This is a genomic window from Amycolatopsis suaedae (genome assembly GCF_004214935.1).
GTDB classification, from domain to species: domain Bacteria; phylum Actinomycetota; class Actinomycetes; order Mycobacteriales; family Pseudonocardiaceae; genus Amycolatopsis; species Amycolatopsis suaedae.
Genome location: NZ_SFCC01000003.1, coordinates 513,298 through 529,475 on the forward strand (window position 1 = coordinate 513,298; position 16,178 = coordinate 529,475).

At 70.1% G+C, this 16,178-nt stretch carries 14 protein-coding genes and 1 tRNA gene; 7 read left to right on the forward strand and 8 right to left on the reverse strand.

Annotation, left to right across the window (positions count from 1 at the left end):
• Positions 1-24: 24 nt before the first annotated feature.
• The 5 genes from EWH70_RS08330 to EWH70_RS08350 form a co-directional block, all read right to left on the reverse strand.
• Positions 25-1,257 (reverse strand): beta-ketoacyl-[acyl-carrier-protein] synthase family protein, encoded by a 1,233-nt coding sequence (locus tag EWH70_RS08330; protein ID WP_130474674.1) that lies wholly within the window; start codon positions 1,255-1,257, stop codon positions 25-27.
• Positions 1,258-1,290: 33 nt separating this feature from the next.
• Positions 1,291-1,536, reverse strand: coding sequence for an acyl carrier protein (locus EWH70_RS08335; protein WP_130474675.1), 246 nt, complete (start codon positions 1,534-1,536; stop codon positions 1,291-1,293).
• A gap of 38 nt (positions 1,537-1,574) precedes the next feature.
• Complete coding sequence (locus EWH70_RS08340; protein ID WP_130474676.1) at positions 1,575-2,552, reverse strand: beta-ketoacyl-ACP synthase III; 978 nt, start codon at positions 2,550-2,552, stop codon at positions 1,575-1,577.
• Positions 2,549-3,472, reverse strand: coding sequence for an ACP S-malonyltransferase (locus EWH70_RS08345; RefSeq protein WP_130474677.1), 924 nt, complete (start codon positions 3,470-3,472; stop codon positions 2,549-2,551). Before EWH70_RS08345 ends, EWH70_RS08340 begins: the two co-directional genes overlap by 4 nt.
• Before the next feature lie 141 nt (positions 3,473-3,613).
• Complete coding sequence (locus tag EWH70_RS08350; protein ID WP_130474678.1) at positions 3,614-4,816, reverse strand: PucR family transcriptional regulator; 1,203 nt, start codon at positions 4,814-4,816, stop codon at positions 3,614-3,616.
• Positions 4,817-5,113: 297 nt separating this feature from the next.
• Between EWH70_RS08350 and EWH70_RS08355 the strand changes: the two genes are divergently transcribed.
• Complete coding sequence (locus tag EWH70_RS08355; protein WP_130474679.1) at positions 5,114-5,899, forward strand: mechanosensitive ion channel family protein; 786 nt, start codon at positions 5,114-5,116, stop codon at positions 5,897-5,899.
• 133 nt (positions 5,900-6,032) lie between these two features.
• The gene (locus EWH70_RS08360) at positions 6,033-6,665 is read left to right on the forward strand and encodes a nicotinamide mononucleotide transporter family protein (RefSeq protein WP_240686869.1); all 633 of its coding nucleotides are present in this window, start codon (positions 6,033-6,035) and stop codon (positions 6,663-6,665) included.
• On the opposite strand, the gene EWH70_RS08365 is transcribed toward EWH70_RS08360, so the two are convergent.
• The 3 genes from EWH70_RS08365 to aceE form a co-directional block, all read right to left on the reverse strand.
• Positions 6,646-8,259 (reverse strand): L-lactate permease, encoded by a 1,614-nt coding sequence (locus EWH70_RS08365; RefSeq protein WP_130474680.1) that lies wholly within the window; start codon positions 8,257-8,259, stop codon positions 6,646-6,648. The two genes, EWH70_RS08360 and EWH70_RS08365, sit on opposite strands and share 20 nt — an antisense overlap.
• A 383-nt stretch (positions 8,260-8,642) precedes the next feature.
• On the reverse strand, positions 8,643-9,851 hold the full coding sequence (locus EWH70_RS08370; RefSeq protein ID WP_130474681.1) for an alpha-hydroxy acid oxidase: 1,209 nt from the start codon (positions 9,849-9,851) through the stop codon (positions 8,643-8,645).
• 80 nt (positions 9,852-9,931) lie between these two features.
• Entirely contained in the window at positions 9,932-12,724 is a 2,793-nt protein-coding gene (gene aceE, locus EWH70_RS08375; RefSeq protein WP_130474682.1) for a pyruvate dehydrogenase (acetyl-transferring), homodimeric type, read from the reverse strand.
• Between the two features lie 360 nt (positions 12,725-13,084).
• Here aceE and EWH70_RS08380 point away from each other — a divergent pair, with 360 nt between their 5' ends.
• From EWH70_RS08380 to EWH70_RS08400, 5 genes are all read left to right on the forward strand, one after another.
• On the forward strand, positions 13,085-13,510 hold the full coding sequence (locus tag EWH70_RS08380; protein WP_130474683.1) for a DUF3052 domain-containing protein: 426 nt from the start codon (positions 13,085-13,087) through the stop codon (positions 13,508-13,510).
• A gap of 68 nt (positions 13,511-13,578) precedes the next feature.
• On the forward strand, positions 13,579-14,043 hold the full coding sequence (locus tag EWH70_RS08385) for a peroxiredoxin (protein ID WP_130474684.1): 465 nt from the start codon (positions 13,579-13,581) through the stop codon (positions 14,041-14,043).
• 36 nt (positions 14,044-14,079) lie between these two features.
• Positions 14,080-14,151 (forward strand) — tRNA-Val (locus EWH70_RS08390).
• Between the two features lie 27 nt (positions 14,152-14,178).
• Complete coding sequence (locus EWH70_RS08395) at positions 14,179-14,934, forward strand: SDR family NAD(P)-dependent oxidoreductase (RefSeq protein ID WP_130474685.1); 756 nt, start codon at positions 14,179-14,181, stop codon at positions 14,932-14,934.
• Between the two features lies 1 nt (position 14,935).
• On the forward strand, positions 14,936-15,928 hold the full coding sequence (locus EWH70_RS08400) for an L-idonate 5-dehydrogenase (protein WP_130474686.1): 993 nt from the start codon (positions 14,936-14,938) through the stop codon (positions 15,926-15,928).
• Positions 15,929-16,178 lie beyond the last annotated feature (250 nt).

Genomic DNA, 16,178 nt, shown 5'->3' on the forward strand with positions numbered 1-16,178 from the left:
AGGTGGCCTTCCCTGGCATGGAACTCAGGCGGGAGCGAACGCCAGTGCGACGTTGTGGCCGCCGAAGCCGAACGAGTCGCTGATCGCGGCCGTCAGATCGATCTTGCGCGGCTCGCCGATGACGACGTCGTGCGTGACGCCGGGGTCGAGCTGCTCGATGTTCATGGTCGGCGGGATGACGCCTTCCTTGATGGACAGCACCGTGGCGATGGCCTCGACCGCGCCGGCGGCACCCAGCAGGTGACCGAGCACGCTCTTCGGCGCGGTGAGGATCGGGTGCTCGCCGATGGCCTTGCGCACGGCGACCGTCTCGCCCACGTCGCCGACCGGGGTCGAGGTGGCGTGCGCGTTGACGTGACCAATGTCCGCCGGGTCGAGCCCGGCGGAGCGGATCGCGGCGCTGATGGCCCTGGCCTGGCCGGTGCCCTCCGGGTCCGGCGCGGTGATGTGGTACGAGTCGGCGCTGGTGCCGATCCCGGCCAGCCTGCCGTAGATCTTCGCGCCACGGGCCTTCGCGTACTCGGCGCGCTCCAGCACCATGATGCCCGCGCCCTCGCCGAGCACGAACCCGTCCCGCTTGACGTCCCACGGCCGCGACGCGCGGTGCGGGTCGTCGTTGCGGGTGCTCATCGTGCGGGCCTGGGCGAACCCGGCCATCGTGATGGCGGCGATGGCCGCCTCCGCGCCACCGGCGACGGCCACGTCGGCCTCACCGGCACGCAGCATCCGCCACGCCCACGCCAGCGCCTCGGCGCCGGACGCGCAGGCCGACACCGGGGCGTGCACCCCGGCCCTGGCCTTGACCTCCAGCCCGACGTGCGCGGCCGGGCCGTTGGGCATCAGCATGGGGACGGTCAGCGGCGACACCTTGCGCAGCCCGGCGTTCTCCAGGAGGTCGTCCTGGTTCAGCAGGGTGGTCGCGCCACCGATACCGGTGCCGACCACGACGGCGAGCCGGTCCGGGTCCACGGTGTCCTCACCGTGGCCGGCGTCGGCCCAGGCCTCGCGGGTGGCCACCATGGCGACCTGCTCGCTGCGGTCGAGCCTGCGGGCCTCGACCCGCGGCAGGATCTCCGTCGGTTCGACCGCGAGCTGCGCCGCGATCTTCACCGGGAGGCCGAACTTCTCGACCCATTCGGCCTCCAGCGGCTCGACACCGCTGCGGCCGGACAGCAGACCTTCCCAGGTGGAAGCGACGTCCCCGCCGAGGGGCGTGGTCGCGCCCAGCCCGGTGATCACGACGTCGTTGTTGCTCATGGCAAGTCTCCCAGAGGTCGGCACCGGTAGGTGTTACTTGGAGTTCGCGGCGACGTAGTCGACCGCGTCGCCGACGGTCTTCAGGTTGGCCAGCTCGTCGTCGGGGATCTTCACACCGAACTTGTCCTCGGCCTGGACCGCGATCTCGACCATGGACAGCGAGTCGATGTCGAGGTCGTCGACGAACGACTTCTCGGTGCTCACGTCATCCTGGGCCACGCCGGCGACCTCTTCAACGATCTCCGCCAGACCCGCCAGGATCTCTTCCTTGTCAGCCACTTGCTGTTTCCTTCCTGTTCTTCACCGGTTTGTTTGCCTCACGGGCAGATGGCGACCTGGCCGGCGTAGGAAAGCCCGGCCCCGAACCCGACCATCAGTACCACGTCGCCCTTCTTCACCCTGCCGGCGGCCCGCATGTGGTCCAGCGCCATGGGAATGGAGGCTGACGAGGTGTTGCCCGAGTACTTGATGTCGTCGGCGACCACCATGTCCTCGCGCGCGCCGTTGGCCCGCAGCCGCTTGGCGATGGCCTCGACGATACGCAGGTTCGCCTGGTGCGGAATGAGCACGTCCACATCGGACGGCTGGATGCCCGCGGCCTCGATCGCCTGCAGCGCGATCGGGGCGATCTTGGTGGTCGCCCAGCGGAAGACCGACTGGCCCTCCTGGTAGATGTACTTGCCGTCACGCATGCCGATGGTGTCGACGAGGTCGCCGGCACTGCCCCAGACGACCGGGCCGATCTCCGGCTGCTCGGACGGTCCCACGACCACCGCACCGGCGCCGTCGGCGAAGATGATGGCGTTGGCCCGGTCGACCGGGTCGACGGAGTCGGTGAGCTTCTCGGCGCCGATCACCAGGACCTTGCCGGCCGAGCCGGCGCGGATGAGGTCGGACGCGACACCGAGGCCGTAGCAGAATCCGGCACACGCGGCGTTGAGGTCGAACGCTCCGGGGGCCTGGACGCCGATCCGGTCGGCCACCTGCGCGGCGGCGTTCGGGATCAGCGTGGGCATGGTGCAGTTGGGCAGGATCACGGTGTCCACATCGGACGGCGCGAGGCCCGCGTCGGCCACCGCACGCCGTCCGGCGATGACCGCCATGTCGACAAGCGACTCGTCCTTCTCGGCGAACCGGCGCTCGATGATGCCGACGCGCTCGCGGATCCACTGGTCGCTGGTGTCCATGATCTCGGAAAGGTCGTCGTTGGTGACGACCTTGTCCGGCTGCCTGCTGCCCACACCGAGGATGCGGGTCGCCTGCGGTCCCTGGTGCAGTCGCAGTGTCTGGGTCACTCGGCCTCCTGGAGCTTTGCCGCGTCGGCGGGGGTCTTGAGAGCGAGAATGTTCGTCACGGTGCCCTTGAGCTGCCGCTTGACCAGGCCGGTCAGGGTGCCCGCCGGCGGCAGTTCGACCGTCCCGGTGACCCCCAGCGAGACCAGCCCGTCCATGGTCAGGTCCCAGCGCACCGGCCTGGTGACCTGCTTGACCAGGCGGTCCAGGTACTCCGCGCCGCTGGTGACGACCGTTCCGTCCGCATTGGACAGCAGCGGCCGTACCGGGTCGGCGGGGACGATGCCGGCGGCGTGCCGGGCCAGGGCCTGCTCGGCGGGTGCCATGTAGTCGGTGTGGAACGCGCCGGCCACCTTCAGGGCACGCACCTTGGTACCGGCCAGCGGCTCGGCGACGATGTGCTCGATCGCCGCGGCGGCGCCGGAGGCGACGATCTGGCCGGCGCCGTTGCGGTTGGCGGCGGTGAGACCGTGCTCGGCCAGCCAGGCGACGACCTCGTCCGGGTCGCCCATCATCACCGCGGCCATGCTCGTCGGCTCGGCGTCGCACGCCTTGGCCATCTCCGCGCCCCGCACGGCGGCCAGTGCCACGGCGTCGTCGGCGGAGAACACCCCGGCGATGGCCGCCGCGGCCAGCTCGCCGACCGAGTGGCCTGCCACCGGGCCGTCGGCGGGCAGCTGGTCGCGCAGCTGCTCGTGGGCGAGCAGCGACAGCGCCACGATCAGTGGCTGGGTGATGGCGGTGTCCTGGATCTCCTCGGCACCGGCTTCGGTGCCGAGCCGGAGGAGGTCGAGCCCGGTGCGCTCGGACCAGCGCTGTACGCGCTCGCGGGCGCCGTCCAGCTCGAGCCACGGGGTGAGCATGCCGGGGGCCTGGGACCCCTGTCCGGGGGCGAGGAGAGCGGTCACCCCTATAGGGAACAGGGTGGGACCGCCGTGGTGGGATGCCGCCGATGACGAAGTCGCATCACCGATTGTTGTAGGAACCCTACAACGGTGACGCCCGGTTGGGCAGCCTTAGCGGCTCTGGCTTGTCGGGTATAGGCAGTTTCCGCGTGAATTGCGTCACCAGATCCCGCGTGCCCTGGCGAGTCTGCCGACGGTGAGCGCGATCCGTAGTACGAGCGCGTCCCGCGGGTCGGCGGCATGCCTGCCGGTGAGGTCGGCGACCCGGCGAAGGCGGTAGCGGACGGTGTTGGGGTGCACGAACAGCGTGCGGGCGCAGTTCTCCAGCACACCACCCGTTTCCAGGTAGGTCTCGACGGTGCTCAGCAGCGCGGGCCCGGCGTCCTCCAGTGGCTTGGCGACCTCCTCGACCAGCAGCCGTTCGGCCTCCGGGTCGCCGGCCAGCGCCCGCTCGGGCAGCAGGTCGGCGGAGCGCACCGGGCGGGGCGCCGACGGCCAGCCGACCACCGCCCGCAGGCCGGACAGCGCCTCGGTGGCGCTGATGTGTGCCTCGGCCAGGCTCGGCACGGTCGGGCCGGCCACCACCGGCCCGCCGGCGAACGCCGTGGCCAGTTTCGGCAGGATCGACCGCTCCTTCGCCGTGCCGTCGGTGGGCCCGCCGACGACGACCACCAGCCGCGAGCCCTGGACGCTGTGCAGCACCGGACGGCCGATGCGCGCGGCCCGGCTGCGGACCTCGAACACCACCGTCGGCGGGTCCTCCGACGTCGGCGCTCCGACCATCACGGTCGCCGTCGCGGCCGGGTCCCAGCCCAGCGCGGACGCCCGCGACAGCACCGACTCCTCCGCGTCACCACGGACGATGCCGTCGACGACCAGGGCCTCCAGCCGGGCGTCCCACGCGCCGCGGGCCTCCGCCGCGGCCGCGTAGGAGTTGGCCGCGGCGAAGGCGATCTCCCTGCCGTAGCGCAGGATCGCCTCGGTGAGCGTGGCCTGCTCGGCCTCGTCGGCGGCGAACTCGGGCAGCTGCTGCTCGAACACCTCGGTGGCCAGCCGGACCAGCGCGACGGCCTGCCGCAGGCTGATCCACCTGGACAGTTCCATGGGGGCGTCGCGGAAGGCCTCGGTGGTGAACCGCAGTGCCTCGGTCGAGTTCCGCAGCCACTCGACGAATCCCGCCGCGCCGTTCTGCGTGATGAGCAGGACGCTGGCCCGCTGGTCGGCCGCCAGCCTGCCGAACCACGGCAGCTGCTCCTCCATCGCGGCGACGCTGGCGGTGGCCATCCGGCCGGAGGCGCGTTCCAGCCTGCGCAGTGTCTTGGCCGAGACGCCGGCCCGTCGGCGGCTGTTCGTGCTCGTCATGGTGCCGCGATCGTACGTCGGTCCCGGCGGGGCAGCGTGCCCCGGATTTGTGAAGAATGTTCCGAAACGCACCTGGCGTCTGAAAAACGGAAAATCGAGACCGCCCGACGCTCGCGGTTCTCGCTGCGTCGGGCGGTCTCGTCTCCCCGGTCCCCACCGGTGCTTTAACTATGCATCTAATGGATCTTCCGGCGCTAGCCTACTCACCCAATCGTGGCTTCTCTGAGTTGCCGTGGTCGGGGCGCTGTTCAACCATCCGGACAGGACAAGAATTCTCGCGGGTCAAGGAGGGACGTCGTGGGTGAACAGCTGAGGAACGGCTTGGGGCAGGCGTGGAACCTGGTAGCCACGTTCGTGCCGAAATTGCTCGCATTTCTGGTAATCCTGCTGATCGGCTGGTTGATCGCCAAAGCGGTCGCCAAGGCGCTGACCCTCGTGCTGGGTAAGCTCGGATTCAACAAACTCGTCGACAAGACGGGCTTGTCCGGGATGATGCGGCAATCGAATGTCGACGCCGTCGGGATCATCAGCAAGATCGTGTACTACTTCATTCTGCTGATCGCGCTACAGCTGTCGTTCGGTGTCTTCGGCGAGAGCAACCCGGTGAGCCAGCTGCTCAACGACGTGATCGCGTTCCTGCCGCGCGTCGTCGTCGCACTGGTCCTGATCATCGTTGCCGCCGCGATCGCCAGGGTGGTGCGGGACATAGTCAACGGCGCGCTGTCCGGCAGGCCCGCGGGACGGGCGCTCGGCACCGGCAGCTACTGGCTGATCATGGCGTTCGGCATCATCGCCGCGCTGAACCAGGTCAACATCGCCACCACGGTGACGACGCCGGTGCTGGTCACCGTGCTGGCCACCATCGGCGGCGTGATCATCGTCGGCTTCGGCGGCGGCCTGATCAAGCCGGCGCAGGAGCGGTGGGACGGCTGGATGTCCAGCATCCAGGGCCAGTTCAGCCCGCAGGGCTCCCGCGGCCAGGTCGGTGCCGGGAACGGGCACGGCCACGACCGCGGTGCGACCCAGCAGGCGCCCGCGGACACCCCGACGCCGCCGGCCGGGTTCGGGCGCACCGACCGGTAACGGACGCGCCCCGCGACGAGTGGCCCCGGTGCACGCCGGGGCCACTCGTCGTGTTGGCCCCGTCACATGTGGGGAGGAAATGCCGGGCCCGGCGCGCATGTTGTGCTGGGAGCGACAGACGGGAGGAGCCGCCGTGGGTTTCCTGCACAGTTCCGGGGTGACGGTCCTCGGCCAGTGGATCTCCTTCGCCGAGCTGGCCGGGCAACTGGCCGCGCTGGCGGTGGTGTTCCTCGCACAGCGGCGGACGCTGTGGACCTGGCCGGTACAGGTGGCCGCCACCGTGCTGCTGTTCAGCGTCTACATCTCCGCCCACCTCGGCGGGCTGGCCGCGCGGCAGGTCGCGATCCTGGCCATCTCCGTCTACGGCTGGTGGGCCTGGACCCGGCGGCGTGATCCCGTCTACGGCGTCGTCGTGCGCAGGGGATCGACGCGTGAGCGGCTGGTCATGCTCGGCCTGTTCGCCGCCGGGACGGCCGCGATGGCGCTGCTGCTGACCGTGCTCGACGCGTCCTGGGCGCCCTGGCCGGACGCGGCCATCTTCATCGGCACGCTGGTCGCCTTCGGCGCGCAGGCGGCGGGGCTGGTCGAGTTCTGGCTGGTCTGGCTCGTCGTGGACGCGGTCGGCGTCCCGTTGCAGCTGGCCTCCGGCCTGTGGTTCTCGGCGCTGGTCTACATCGTGTTCGCCGTGCTGGTCGTGCACGGCTGGTGGAGCTGGAACCGCTCGGTGAAGCGCGCGCCCGCGGCGGTCAGGGCAGCATCCAGCTGAGGAAGGTGCTCTGCCCGACGACGATCAGGCACATCACCAGCAGCAGCCCGATACTCCACGGCAGCACTTTGCGCAGCAGGTTGCCCTCCTGACCGGTCAGCTGCGCCGCCGCGCACGCGATCGTCAGGTTCTGCGGCGAGATCATCTTGCCCAGCACGCCGCCCGAGCTGTTGGCCGACGCGAGCAGGTCGGCCGAGAGCCCGGCCTGGTGGGCAGCGGTGACCTGCAGCGCGCCGAACAACGCGTTGGCCGAGGTGTCCGAGCCGGAGACCGCCACGCCGAACCAGCCGAGGATGGGCGAGAGGAACGCCAGCCCGGCGCCGGCTCCGGCGATGAGCGTGCCGATGGTGGTCGCCTGGCCGGACAGGTTCATCACGTAGGCCAGCGCCAGCACGCTGACGACGGTCAGGATGGCGAACCGCAGCTCGTGAACCGTCGCAAGCCATTCGCGGACGGTGTCGCGGCCGGCCACCTTCAGCACGATCGCCGTGAGCACGCCCGCCAGCAGCACCAGCGTGCCGCCGGTGGACAGGAACGGGATCGAGAATATGTTGCCGGACACGGGTTTCCCGGCGGCGTTGGCGACGTCGAGCGCGGGCCAGTCGAACTTCCAGGTCGCGCCGTCCAGCAGCTTCTTCACCGGTGGAAGCTGTGCGACGGAGAAGATGACGATGATCAGCGCGTACGGCGTGTAGGCCCGCACGATGTCGGCCCGTGAGTCGGAGCCGTCCAGTGTCTCGGTCGCCGCGCCGGTGAGGACGGATGCCTTGACCTCCGCCCTGGCGGGCTTGCGTGAATGCGGCAGGAGCACGACCGCGGCGGCGCCCGCCAGCGCGGCGCCGATGTCGGCAAGCTGTGCCGAGACGTAGTTGGCCGCGAGGAACTGGACGACGCCGAACGCCACCCCGCAGGCCAGTGCGGGTGCCCAGGTCTCCCGCAGCCCGCGGCGGCCGTCGACCAGCAGCACCAGCAGCAGCGGGACGACCAGTGCCAGCAGCGGTGTCTGCCTGCCGACGATCGACGACACGCTCTCCAGCGGCAGCCCGGTCACCTGCGCCAGCGTCACGACCGGCGTTCCCATCGCGCCGAAGGCCACCGGCGCGGTGTTGGCGACCAGCGCGACGACGGCGGCCTTGACCGGGGAGAAGCCCAGCGCCACCAGCATCACGGTGGAGATCGCCACGGGTGCGCCGAAGCCCGCCAGCGCCTCCATCAGCGCGCCGAAGCAGAACGCGATGATCAGCGCCTGGATGCGTGGATCGTCGGACACGCGGCCGAACGAGCGGCGCAGCACGTCGAAGTGCCCGGTGCGGACGGTGAGCCGGTAGATCCACAGCGCGTTGACGACGATCCACATGATCGGGAACAGGCCGAACGCGGCGCCCTGCACGGCGCCGGACAGCGCCTGCCCGACCGGCATGCCGAACAGGACCACCGCGACGAGCAGCGCGACCGCGAGCCCGATCAGCCCGGCGAGGTGTGCCTTCATCCGCACGGCGCCCAGCAGCACCAGCACGGTGGCCAGGGGGAGCGTCGCGGCCAGCGCGGACAGCGCGAGGGAGCCGGCCAGCGGGGCGAGTTCCTGGACGAACATCTCCCACCTCGATTTCCACTATGTGAAAGCAAATTTTCACCGAGCTAGCGGAAATCTTCGTCACTCGTTCGCGTGAACGCAAGTCGGCCTGTGCCGTGAAGGGGGCCATCACGGCATCAGACGCCGTGATGGCCCCCTTCACGGCATGCCCGGTGCGGGTGGCGAGACCTGGGTCGTGAAGTTCGTGAAGGCCACCTTCATCCCGTCAGGCGACAGAAACTCGGCCTTCACGCGAACCCAGGCGCCCCATCTGCCCCAGCCGCCACCGTGGCACCAGTGGTCACCACGAACGAGACCCCGCGTACGCAGTCAACGGCACCATCCTTGCGAGTCTCGCAATCAAGGGGCCCTTCGTAGCGGCGCCGCAGGCGCGACCGGGGCGGCTACAGCACCGTCGCGTGGTCGGGCGTCAGCTCGGCGAGGCTGCGCACGCCCAGCAGGCGCATCGTGCGGACGACCTCCGTGCGCAGGATCTCCAGCGCCCGCCGCACCCCGCGCTCCCCGCCGGCCATCAGGCCGTACAGGTAGGCCCGCCCCACCAGGCACGCGTCCGCGCCGTTGGCCACCGCGGCCACGATGTCCGCGCCGGACAGGATCCCGCCGTCCAGCCACACCTCGCCACGCGGCATCGCCTCGCGTACCCGGGGCAGCAGTTCCAGCGGCGTCGGGGCACGGTCCAGCTGCCTGCCGCCGTGGTTGGACACCACCACCGCGTCGGCACCGAGTTCGGTGACGCGACGGGCGTCGGCCGGGTTCTGGATGCCCTTGATCACGAGCTTGCCCGGCCAGATACCACGCAGCCATTCGACGTCGTCGAAGTTCAGCGCCGGGTCGAACAGCGTGTCCAGCAGCTCCGCGACGGTGCCGTTCCACGACCGGAACGACGCGAACGTCAGGGGCTCGGTGGTGAGCAGGTTGAACCACCACGCCGGGTGCAGCGCGCCGTCGACGAACGTCTTCAGTGTCAACGCGGGCGGGATGGTCAGGCCGTTGCGCACGTCGCGCATCCGCGCTCCGCCGACCGGGACGTCGACGGTCAGCAGGAGCGTGTCGTAACCGCTGTCGGCCGCCCGCTGGACGAGGTCCTTCCCGGCTTCCCGGTCCCGCCAGACGTAGAGCTGGAACCACTTGCGCGCCCGTGGAGCCGCCGCGGCGACGTCCTCGACCGACGTGGTGCCCATGGTCGACAACGCGTACGGAATCCCCGCCTCCTGTGCCACCCTGGCGACCGCGGGCTCGCCCTCGTGGTTCATCATCCTGGTGAACCCGGTCGGCGCGAACGCGAACGGAAGTTCCGACCGGACACCGAGAATCTCCCGTGAGGTGTCCACTTCGGACACATCACGCAGCACCCTCGGCCGGAACTCCACCCTGCGGAACGCCTGCCGCGCGCGCAGCAGGCTGTCCTCCAGTTCCGCGGCGCCGTCGGTGTAGTCGAACACCGCCCGCGGGGTCCGCCCCCTGGCGATCGTGCGCAGGTCCGGGATGGTGTGGGCGTTCGCCAGGCGCCGGTCGGTCGGGTTGAGCACGATCGGCTTCGGCCGCAGGATCTCGGCGAGCTCGGCTGGGCGGGGCAGGCGGCGCTTGGTCACTGGCACATCTCCCTCTTCAACAAACAGGGACCCTCCGAAACATCAGATGTTTCGGAGGGTCCCCATCCTGACAGATCGCGTCAAGCGTTACCGGCGTCCGAGGTCTGCGGACCCGCGGCCGACACGTCGTCGATGCGATACCGGCGAGCCGCCTCGACCACCTTGTCCTGCGCCACCTCGCCGCGCTTGGCCAGCGCGGTCAGCACACCGACCGTGATCGACTCGGCGTCGACCAGGAAGTACCGCCGCGCGGCGGGCCGGGTGTCGGAGAAACCGAACCCGTCGGTGCCCAGCGTCAGCATGTCGGTGGGCACCCACGGCCGGATCAGGTCCGGAACCGCGCGCATCCAGTCCGACACGGCCACGACCGGACCGGTGGCGCCGCGCAGCGCCTCGGTCACGTACGGCACGCGGGGGCTGTCCGCGGGGTGGAGCAGGTTGTCCCTGTCCACCTCGACGGCCTCGCGGCGCAGCTCCGCCCACGACGTCGCCGACCACACCGCCGCACGCACACCCCACTCCTCGGCCAGCATCCGCTGCGCCTTGAGCGCGTCGGGCATGGTCACGCCCGACACCAGGATCTGCGCCTCCGGACCGTCGCCACCGGGAGCCTCGGCGTACCGGTACAGGCCCTTGAGCAGCCCGTCCACGTCGAGGTTCTCCGGTTCGGCCGGCTGCTGGTACGGCTCGTTGTAGATGGTGACGTAGTAGAAGATGTTCTCGCCGTTGCCGTCCGGACCGCCCTCGCCGTACATCCGGCGCAGGCCGTCCCGCACGATGTGGGCGATCTCGAACGACCACGCCGGGTCGTAGCTGACCACCGCCGGGTTGGTCGCCGCCAGCAGCAGCGAGTGCCCGTCGGCGTGCTGCAGCCCCTCACCGGTCAGCGTGGTCCGCCCGGCGGTGGCGCCGAGCACGAACCCGCGGGCCATCTGGTCGGCGGCGGCGTAGAGCCCGTCGCCGGTGCGCTGGAACCCGAACATCGAGTAGAAGATGTAGATCGGGATCATCGGCTCGCCGTGCGTGGCGTAGGCGGTGCCGGCCGCGGTGAACGACGAGGTCGAACCGGCCTCGTTGATGCCCTCGTGCAGCAGCTGGCCCTGCTCGGACTCCTTGTACGCCAGCATCAGCTGGGCGTCGACCGAGGTGTAGGTCTGGCCGTGCGGGTTGTAGATCTTGGCCGTCGGGAACATCGAGTCGAGACCGAAGGTGCGGGCCTCGTCCGGGATGATCGGGACCAGCCGCTTGCCGATCTCGCCGTCCTTGGCCAGCTCGCGGATCAGCCGGACGAACGCCATCGTCGTGGCGACCTCCTGCTTGCCCGAGCCCTTGCGCACGGCCTCGTACACCTTGTCACCGGGCAGCACCAGCGGCTTGGCCTTGCTGCGCCGCTCCGGCAGGAAACCGCCCAGCGCACGACGGCGGCCGAGCATGTACTCGATCTCCGTCGAGTCCTCGCCGGGGTGGTAGTACGGCGGCAGCTTCGGGTCACGCTCCAGCTCGGCGTCGCTGATCGGGATGCGCTGGGCGTCCCGGAACAGCTTCAGGTCGTCGAGCGTGAGCTTCTTCATCTGGTGGGTCGCGTTGCGGCCCTCGAACGCCGGCCCGAGACCGTAGCCCTTGATCGTGTGGGCGAGGATCACCGTCGGCTGACCGTGGTGCTCCATTGCCGCGGAGTAGGCGGCGTAGACCTTGCGGTAGTCGTGACCACCCCGCTTGAGGTTCCAGATCTCGGCGTCGCTCAGGTCTTTGACCAGGTCCTTCGTCCGCGGGTCACGGCCGAAGAAGTGCTCCCGGACGTAGGCGCCGTCATTGGCCTTGTACGTCTGGAAGTCGCCGTCGGGCGTGGTGTTCATCAGGTTGATCAGCGCGCCGTCGCGGTCGCCGTGCAGCAGTGCGTCCCACTCGCGGCCCCAGATGACCTTGATGACGTTCCAGCCCGCGCCGCGGAAGTACGCCTCCAGCTCCTGGATGATCTTGCCGTTGCCGCGCACCGGGCCGTCGAGCCGCTGCAGGTTGCAGTTGATCACGAAGGTCAGGTTGTCCAGGCCCTCGCCGGCGGCCACGTGGATGAGGCCCCGCGACTCCGGCTCGTCCATCTCGCCGTCGCCGAGGAATGCCCAGACGTGCTGGTCGCTGGTGTCCTTGATGCCGCGGTCGTGCAGGTAGCGGTTGAACCGCGCCTGGTAGATCGCGTTCATCGGGCCGAGGCCCATGGAGACCGTCGGGAACTCCCAGAAGTCCTGCATCAGCCGCGGGTGCGGGTACGACGGCAGGCCGCCGCCCTCGCCGGCGTGCGAGTACTCCTGGCGGAACCCGTCCAGCTGCTGCTCGGTGAGCCTGCCTTCCAGGAACGCCCTGGCGTAGACGCCGGGGGAGGCGTGCCCCTGGATGAAGATCGAGTCACCGCCGCCGGAGTGGTCCTTGCCGCGGAAGAAGTGGTTGAAGCCCACCTCGTAGAGCGCCGCGGACGATGCGTAGGTGGAGATGTGACCGCCGACACTCACCCCCGGCCGCTGGGCCCGGTGCACCATGATCGCCGCGTTCCACCTGATGAAGGCGCGGTAGCGGCGCTCGATGTCCTCGTCACCGGGGAACCAGGGCTCGTTCTCCGTCGGGATGGTGTTGACGTAGTCGGTCGCCGTCAGCGGGGGAACGCCGATGTTGCGTTCCCGGGCCCGCTCCAGAATCCGCAACATCAGGTACCGCGCGCGCTGCTGGCCGCCCCTGGCCAGCGCGGCGTCGAACGAGTCCAGCCATTCGGCGGTCTCGTCGGGGTCGATGTCGGGAAGGTGCGCGGCCAGTCCGTCACGGATGACGCGTACGCGCGCGGGCGCGCCGTCGCGCCCGGCCTCGCTGCTTGGGGGGGCCAAGGGTTCTCCTCGCCGTGCTTGTGTCGCTGTTTCGCCTTGTCCAGGCGGGCTCGTGCCTGCCATCGTCGTCGCGAACGACGTTCCCGTCACCCTTACCCAGCGGTAACGTTGTCGACCCCACCTGGCTGTTTCTCCACGGGCGGTGTATCGCGCGCGCGACTGTCCCCCCAGCCTAGGCGAGACCCCACGGGGTGGGTGTGGAGAGGGTGGCCGGGGAGGTTCGTCCGGGATACGAGTTCGGCGAAGATCCGGTGTGGACGGTTGCGCCACGCGGCTCGGCAGTGTTCGCTAGCTCCATCCGTGTACAGGGTGTGGCCCGATGGTGGCTGTACCCGCGTAGTTGACTGGAGGGTGGGAGTCGTGGTCGCCGCGGGAGGCGCTGAACAGCAAAGCGTCGCCGACAGGCTTGGCATCAAGCCGGACATGGTGGTCCAGGAGATCGGCTGGGACGAGGACGTCGATGACGACCTGCGTGCGGCGATCGAGGAGCAGATCGGTGGCGAGCTGCTCGACGAGGACGCCCAGGAGGTGATCGACGTCGTCCTGCTCTGGTGGCGGGAGGACGACGGTGATCTCGGAGACGCCCTGGTGGACGCCAGGCAGCCGCTGAGCGATGAGGGGGTGATCTGGGTGCTCACGCCGAAGAACGGGCAGCCGGGTCACGTCGAACCCAGCGACATCGCGGAGGCCGTCCCGACGGTGGGTCTTTCGCAGACCTCGAACATCAGCGTCGGACCCGACTGGTCGGGAACGAGGCTGGTGCCGCGCGGTGCGCCCAAGCGCTGAGAAGCCCGGACCGGGCCGCACGATAGGGTGACCTGGCCCAGGTCTTCGGTGATCGGAAGGACGTACGGATGGCGATCGAGGTCGGCTCGCAGGCCCCTGACTTCACACTCAGCGACTACAACAAGCAGGACGTGACGCTGTCGTCCTTCCGCGGCGACAAGCCGGTACTGCTGGTGTTCTACCCGTTCGCGTTCAGCGGGATCTGCCAGGGCGAGCTGTGCCAGCTTCGTGACGAGTTCGCTGAGTACGACGGCAAGGGCGTCCAGGTTCTGGGTGTGTCCGTGGACACACCGTTCTCGCTCAAGGCGTGGGCCGAGCAGCAGGGCTACCAGTTCCCGCTGCTGTCGGACTTCTGGCCGCACGGCGAGGTCGCCAAGGCCTACGGTGTGTTCAACGACAAGGCCGGGCTCGCCACGCGTGGCACGTTCCTGATCGACACCGAGGGCGTCGTGCGGTTCGCCGAGGTCAACCAGCCCGGCGAGGCCCGCGACCAGTCGGGCTGGAAGAAGGCTGTCGCCGACCTGGCTTCGTGAGACAGTGAGTACCGGCGGCTCGGTGAGCCGTCGTCAGGGCGCATAGCTCAGCGGGAGAGCACTCGGTTTACACCCGAGCGGTCGCAGGTTCGATCCCTGCTGCGCCCACAGGCCCGTTCGGGCATACTCCGGCCGGTGAGCGGCCTTTTCGATCTCTCCGGCAAGCGAGCGCTGGTCACCGGGTCGAGCGGCGGGATCGGGGCCGCCCTCGCGGCGGGCCTGGCCGGCGCCGGTGCCGAGGTGGTCCTCAACGGCCGGGACGCGGACCGGCTCGAAGCGGCACGTGCCGCACTCGCCGAGCGCACCGGCCGTCCCGTGCGGGCCGCCGCGTTCGACGTCACCGACGCCACCGCGGTCGAGGAGGCCGTCCGGGACATCGGACCGCTGGACATCCTGGTCAACAACACCGGCGTGCAGCACCGGGAGCCGATGCTCGACGTCCCGCTGCGGCAGTGGCAGCGGCTCCTGGACACGAACCTGACCGGCGCGTTCACCGTGGGCCGCGCGGTCGCGGCCGGCATGGTCGAGCGCGGTGCGGGCAAGATCGTCAACATCTGCTCGGTCCAGAGCTGGCTCGCGCGGCCCGGCATCGCAGGGTATGCGGCGACCAAAGGTGGACTGGCCATGCTCACCAAGAGCATGTGCGCCGAATGGGCACCTCACGGCCTCTGCGTCAACGGACTGGCCCCCGGCTACGTCGTGACGGAGCTGACCAGCGCGCTCGTCAACGATCCGGAGTTCGACCGGTGGATCCGCGCCCGCACGCCGGCGGGCAGGTGGGCGACGGTGGACGACCTCGTCGGGACGCTCGTCTGGCTCTCCGCGCCGGCGTCTGACTTCGTCAACGGGCAGGTCATCGCCGTCGACGGTGGCCTGACGGCGGTGATCTGAGGTGCTGGCCGTCGTCGCGCACGGTGCGGGCGACCTGCGCGTCGAGCACCGGGACGAACCCGTGCCCGGCCCGGGAGAGGTGGCCGTCGCCGTCCGCTACGGCGGCATTTGCGGGTCGGACCTGCACTACTACCGGCACGGTGCCGTCGGGGACTTCCGCCTGCGGGAGCCGCTGGTGCTGGGCCACGAGGTGGTCGGGACCGTCGACGGGACGCCGGTGGCTGTGCACCCCGGACGCTCCTGCGGCGAGTGCGGACAGTGCCTGCGCGGGAGCCGTCACCTGTGTGTCTCCGGTGGTTACCTCGGTAGCGCCGCCAGGTTCCCGCACGTGCAGGGCGGCTTCGCCGGGACGCTGGTCGTCCCCGCGGAATCCGTCCGGCCATTGCCCACGGGCCTGGACCTGCGCCGCGCCGCCGTCGCCGAACCCGCCGCCGTCGCCTGGCACGCCGTCGCGCGGGCCGGGGACGTACGCGGACGGCGGGTTCTGGTGACCGGCGCGGGCCCGATCGGCTGCCTGGTCGTCGCCGCGTTGCGGGCTGCCGGGGCCGGCGAGATCGTCGTGACCGACCTGCACCCGGGGCCGCTGCGGGTGGCGGAAGCCGTCGGCGCGACGGCCACCCAGGCCGCGACCGAGCCGGTCGAGCACGTCGAGGCCGACGTGGCCGTCGAATCGTCCGGCAGTCCCGCCGGGCTCACCGCCTGCCTGCGCGGCGTGGAGCGGGGCGGCCTCGTCGTCGCGCTGGGTCTGCTGCCGCCGGGTGACTCACCGGTCGCCGCCAACCTGATCGTCACCCGCGAGCTGCGGGTCACCGGGTCGTTCCGGTTCGGCGCGGAACTCGACGACGTGCTGCCGGCACTCGCCGACGGCAGGCTGGCGGTCGACCCGGTGGTGACGTCGGTGCTGCCGGCGACCGCGGCGCGGGAGGCGTTCGAACTGGCCGCGGATCCGGCCCGCTCGTGCAAGGTGCTGCTGGACTTCCGGCCGGGTGGCTGATTACCGGGCTGACCTGCGGTTTCCCCGTTAAGGGACCCCCCTGTTTCGAGGGGGTTCGGGGGCATGTAATCTTCTCTTCGTCGCCAGGGAGACCGGGCGGCGGATCGGAGCGCCAAACCAATCCCAGTGAGAATTCTTCACTGGCTGGCTGACGCTCTGGCTGGAAACAAAAACGTGTTGCTTGAGAACTCAACAGTGTGCTAGTGAACTAAGCCAGTAGAGCTTTATGTTGAAACCCCTCGTCAGGGGT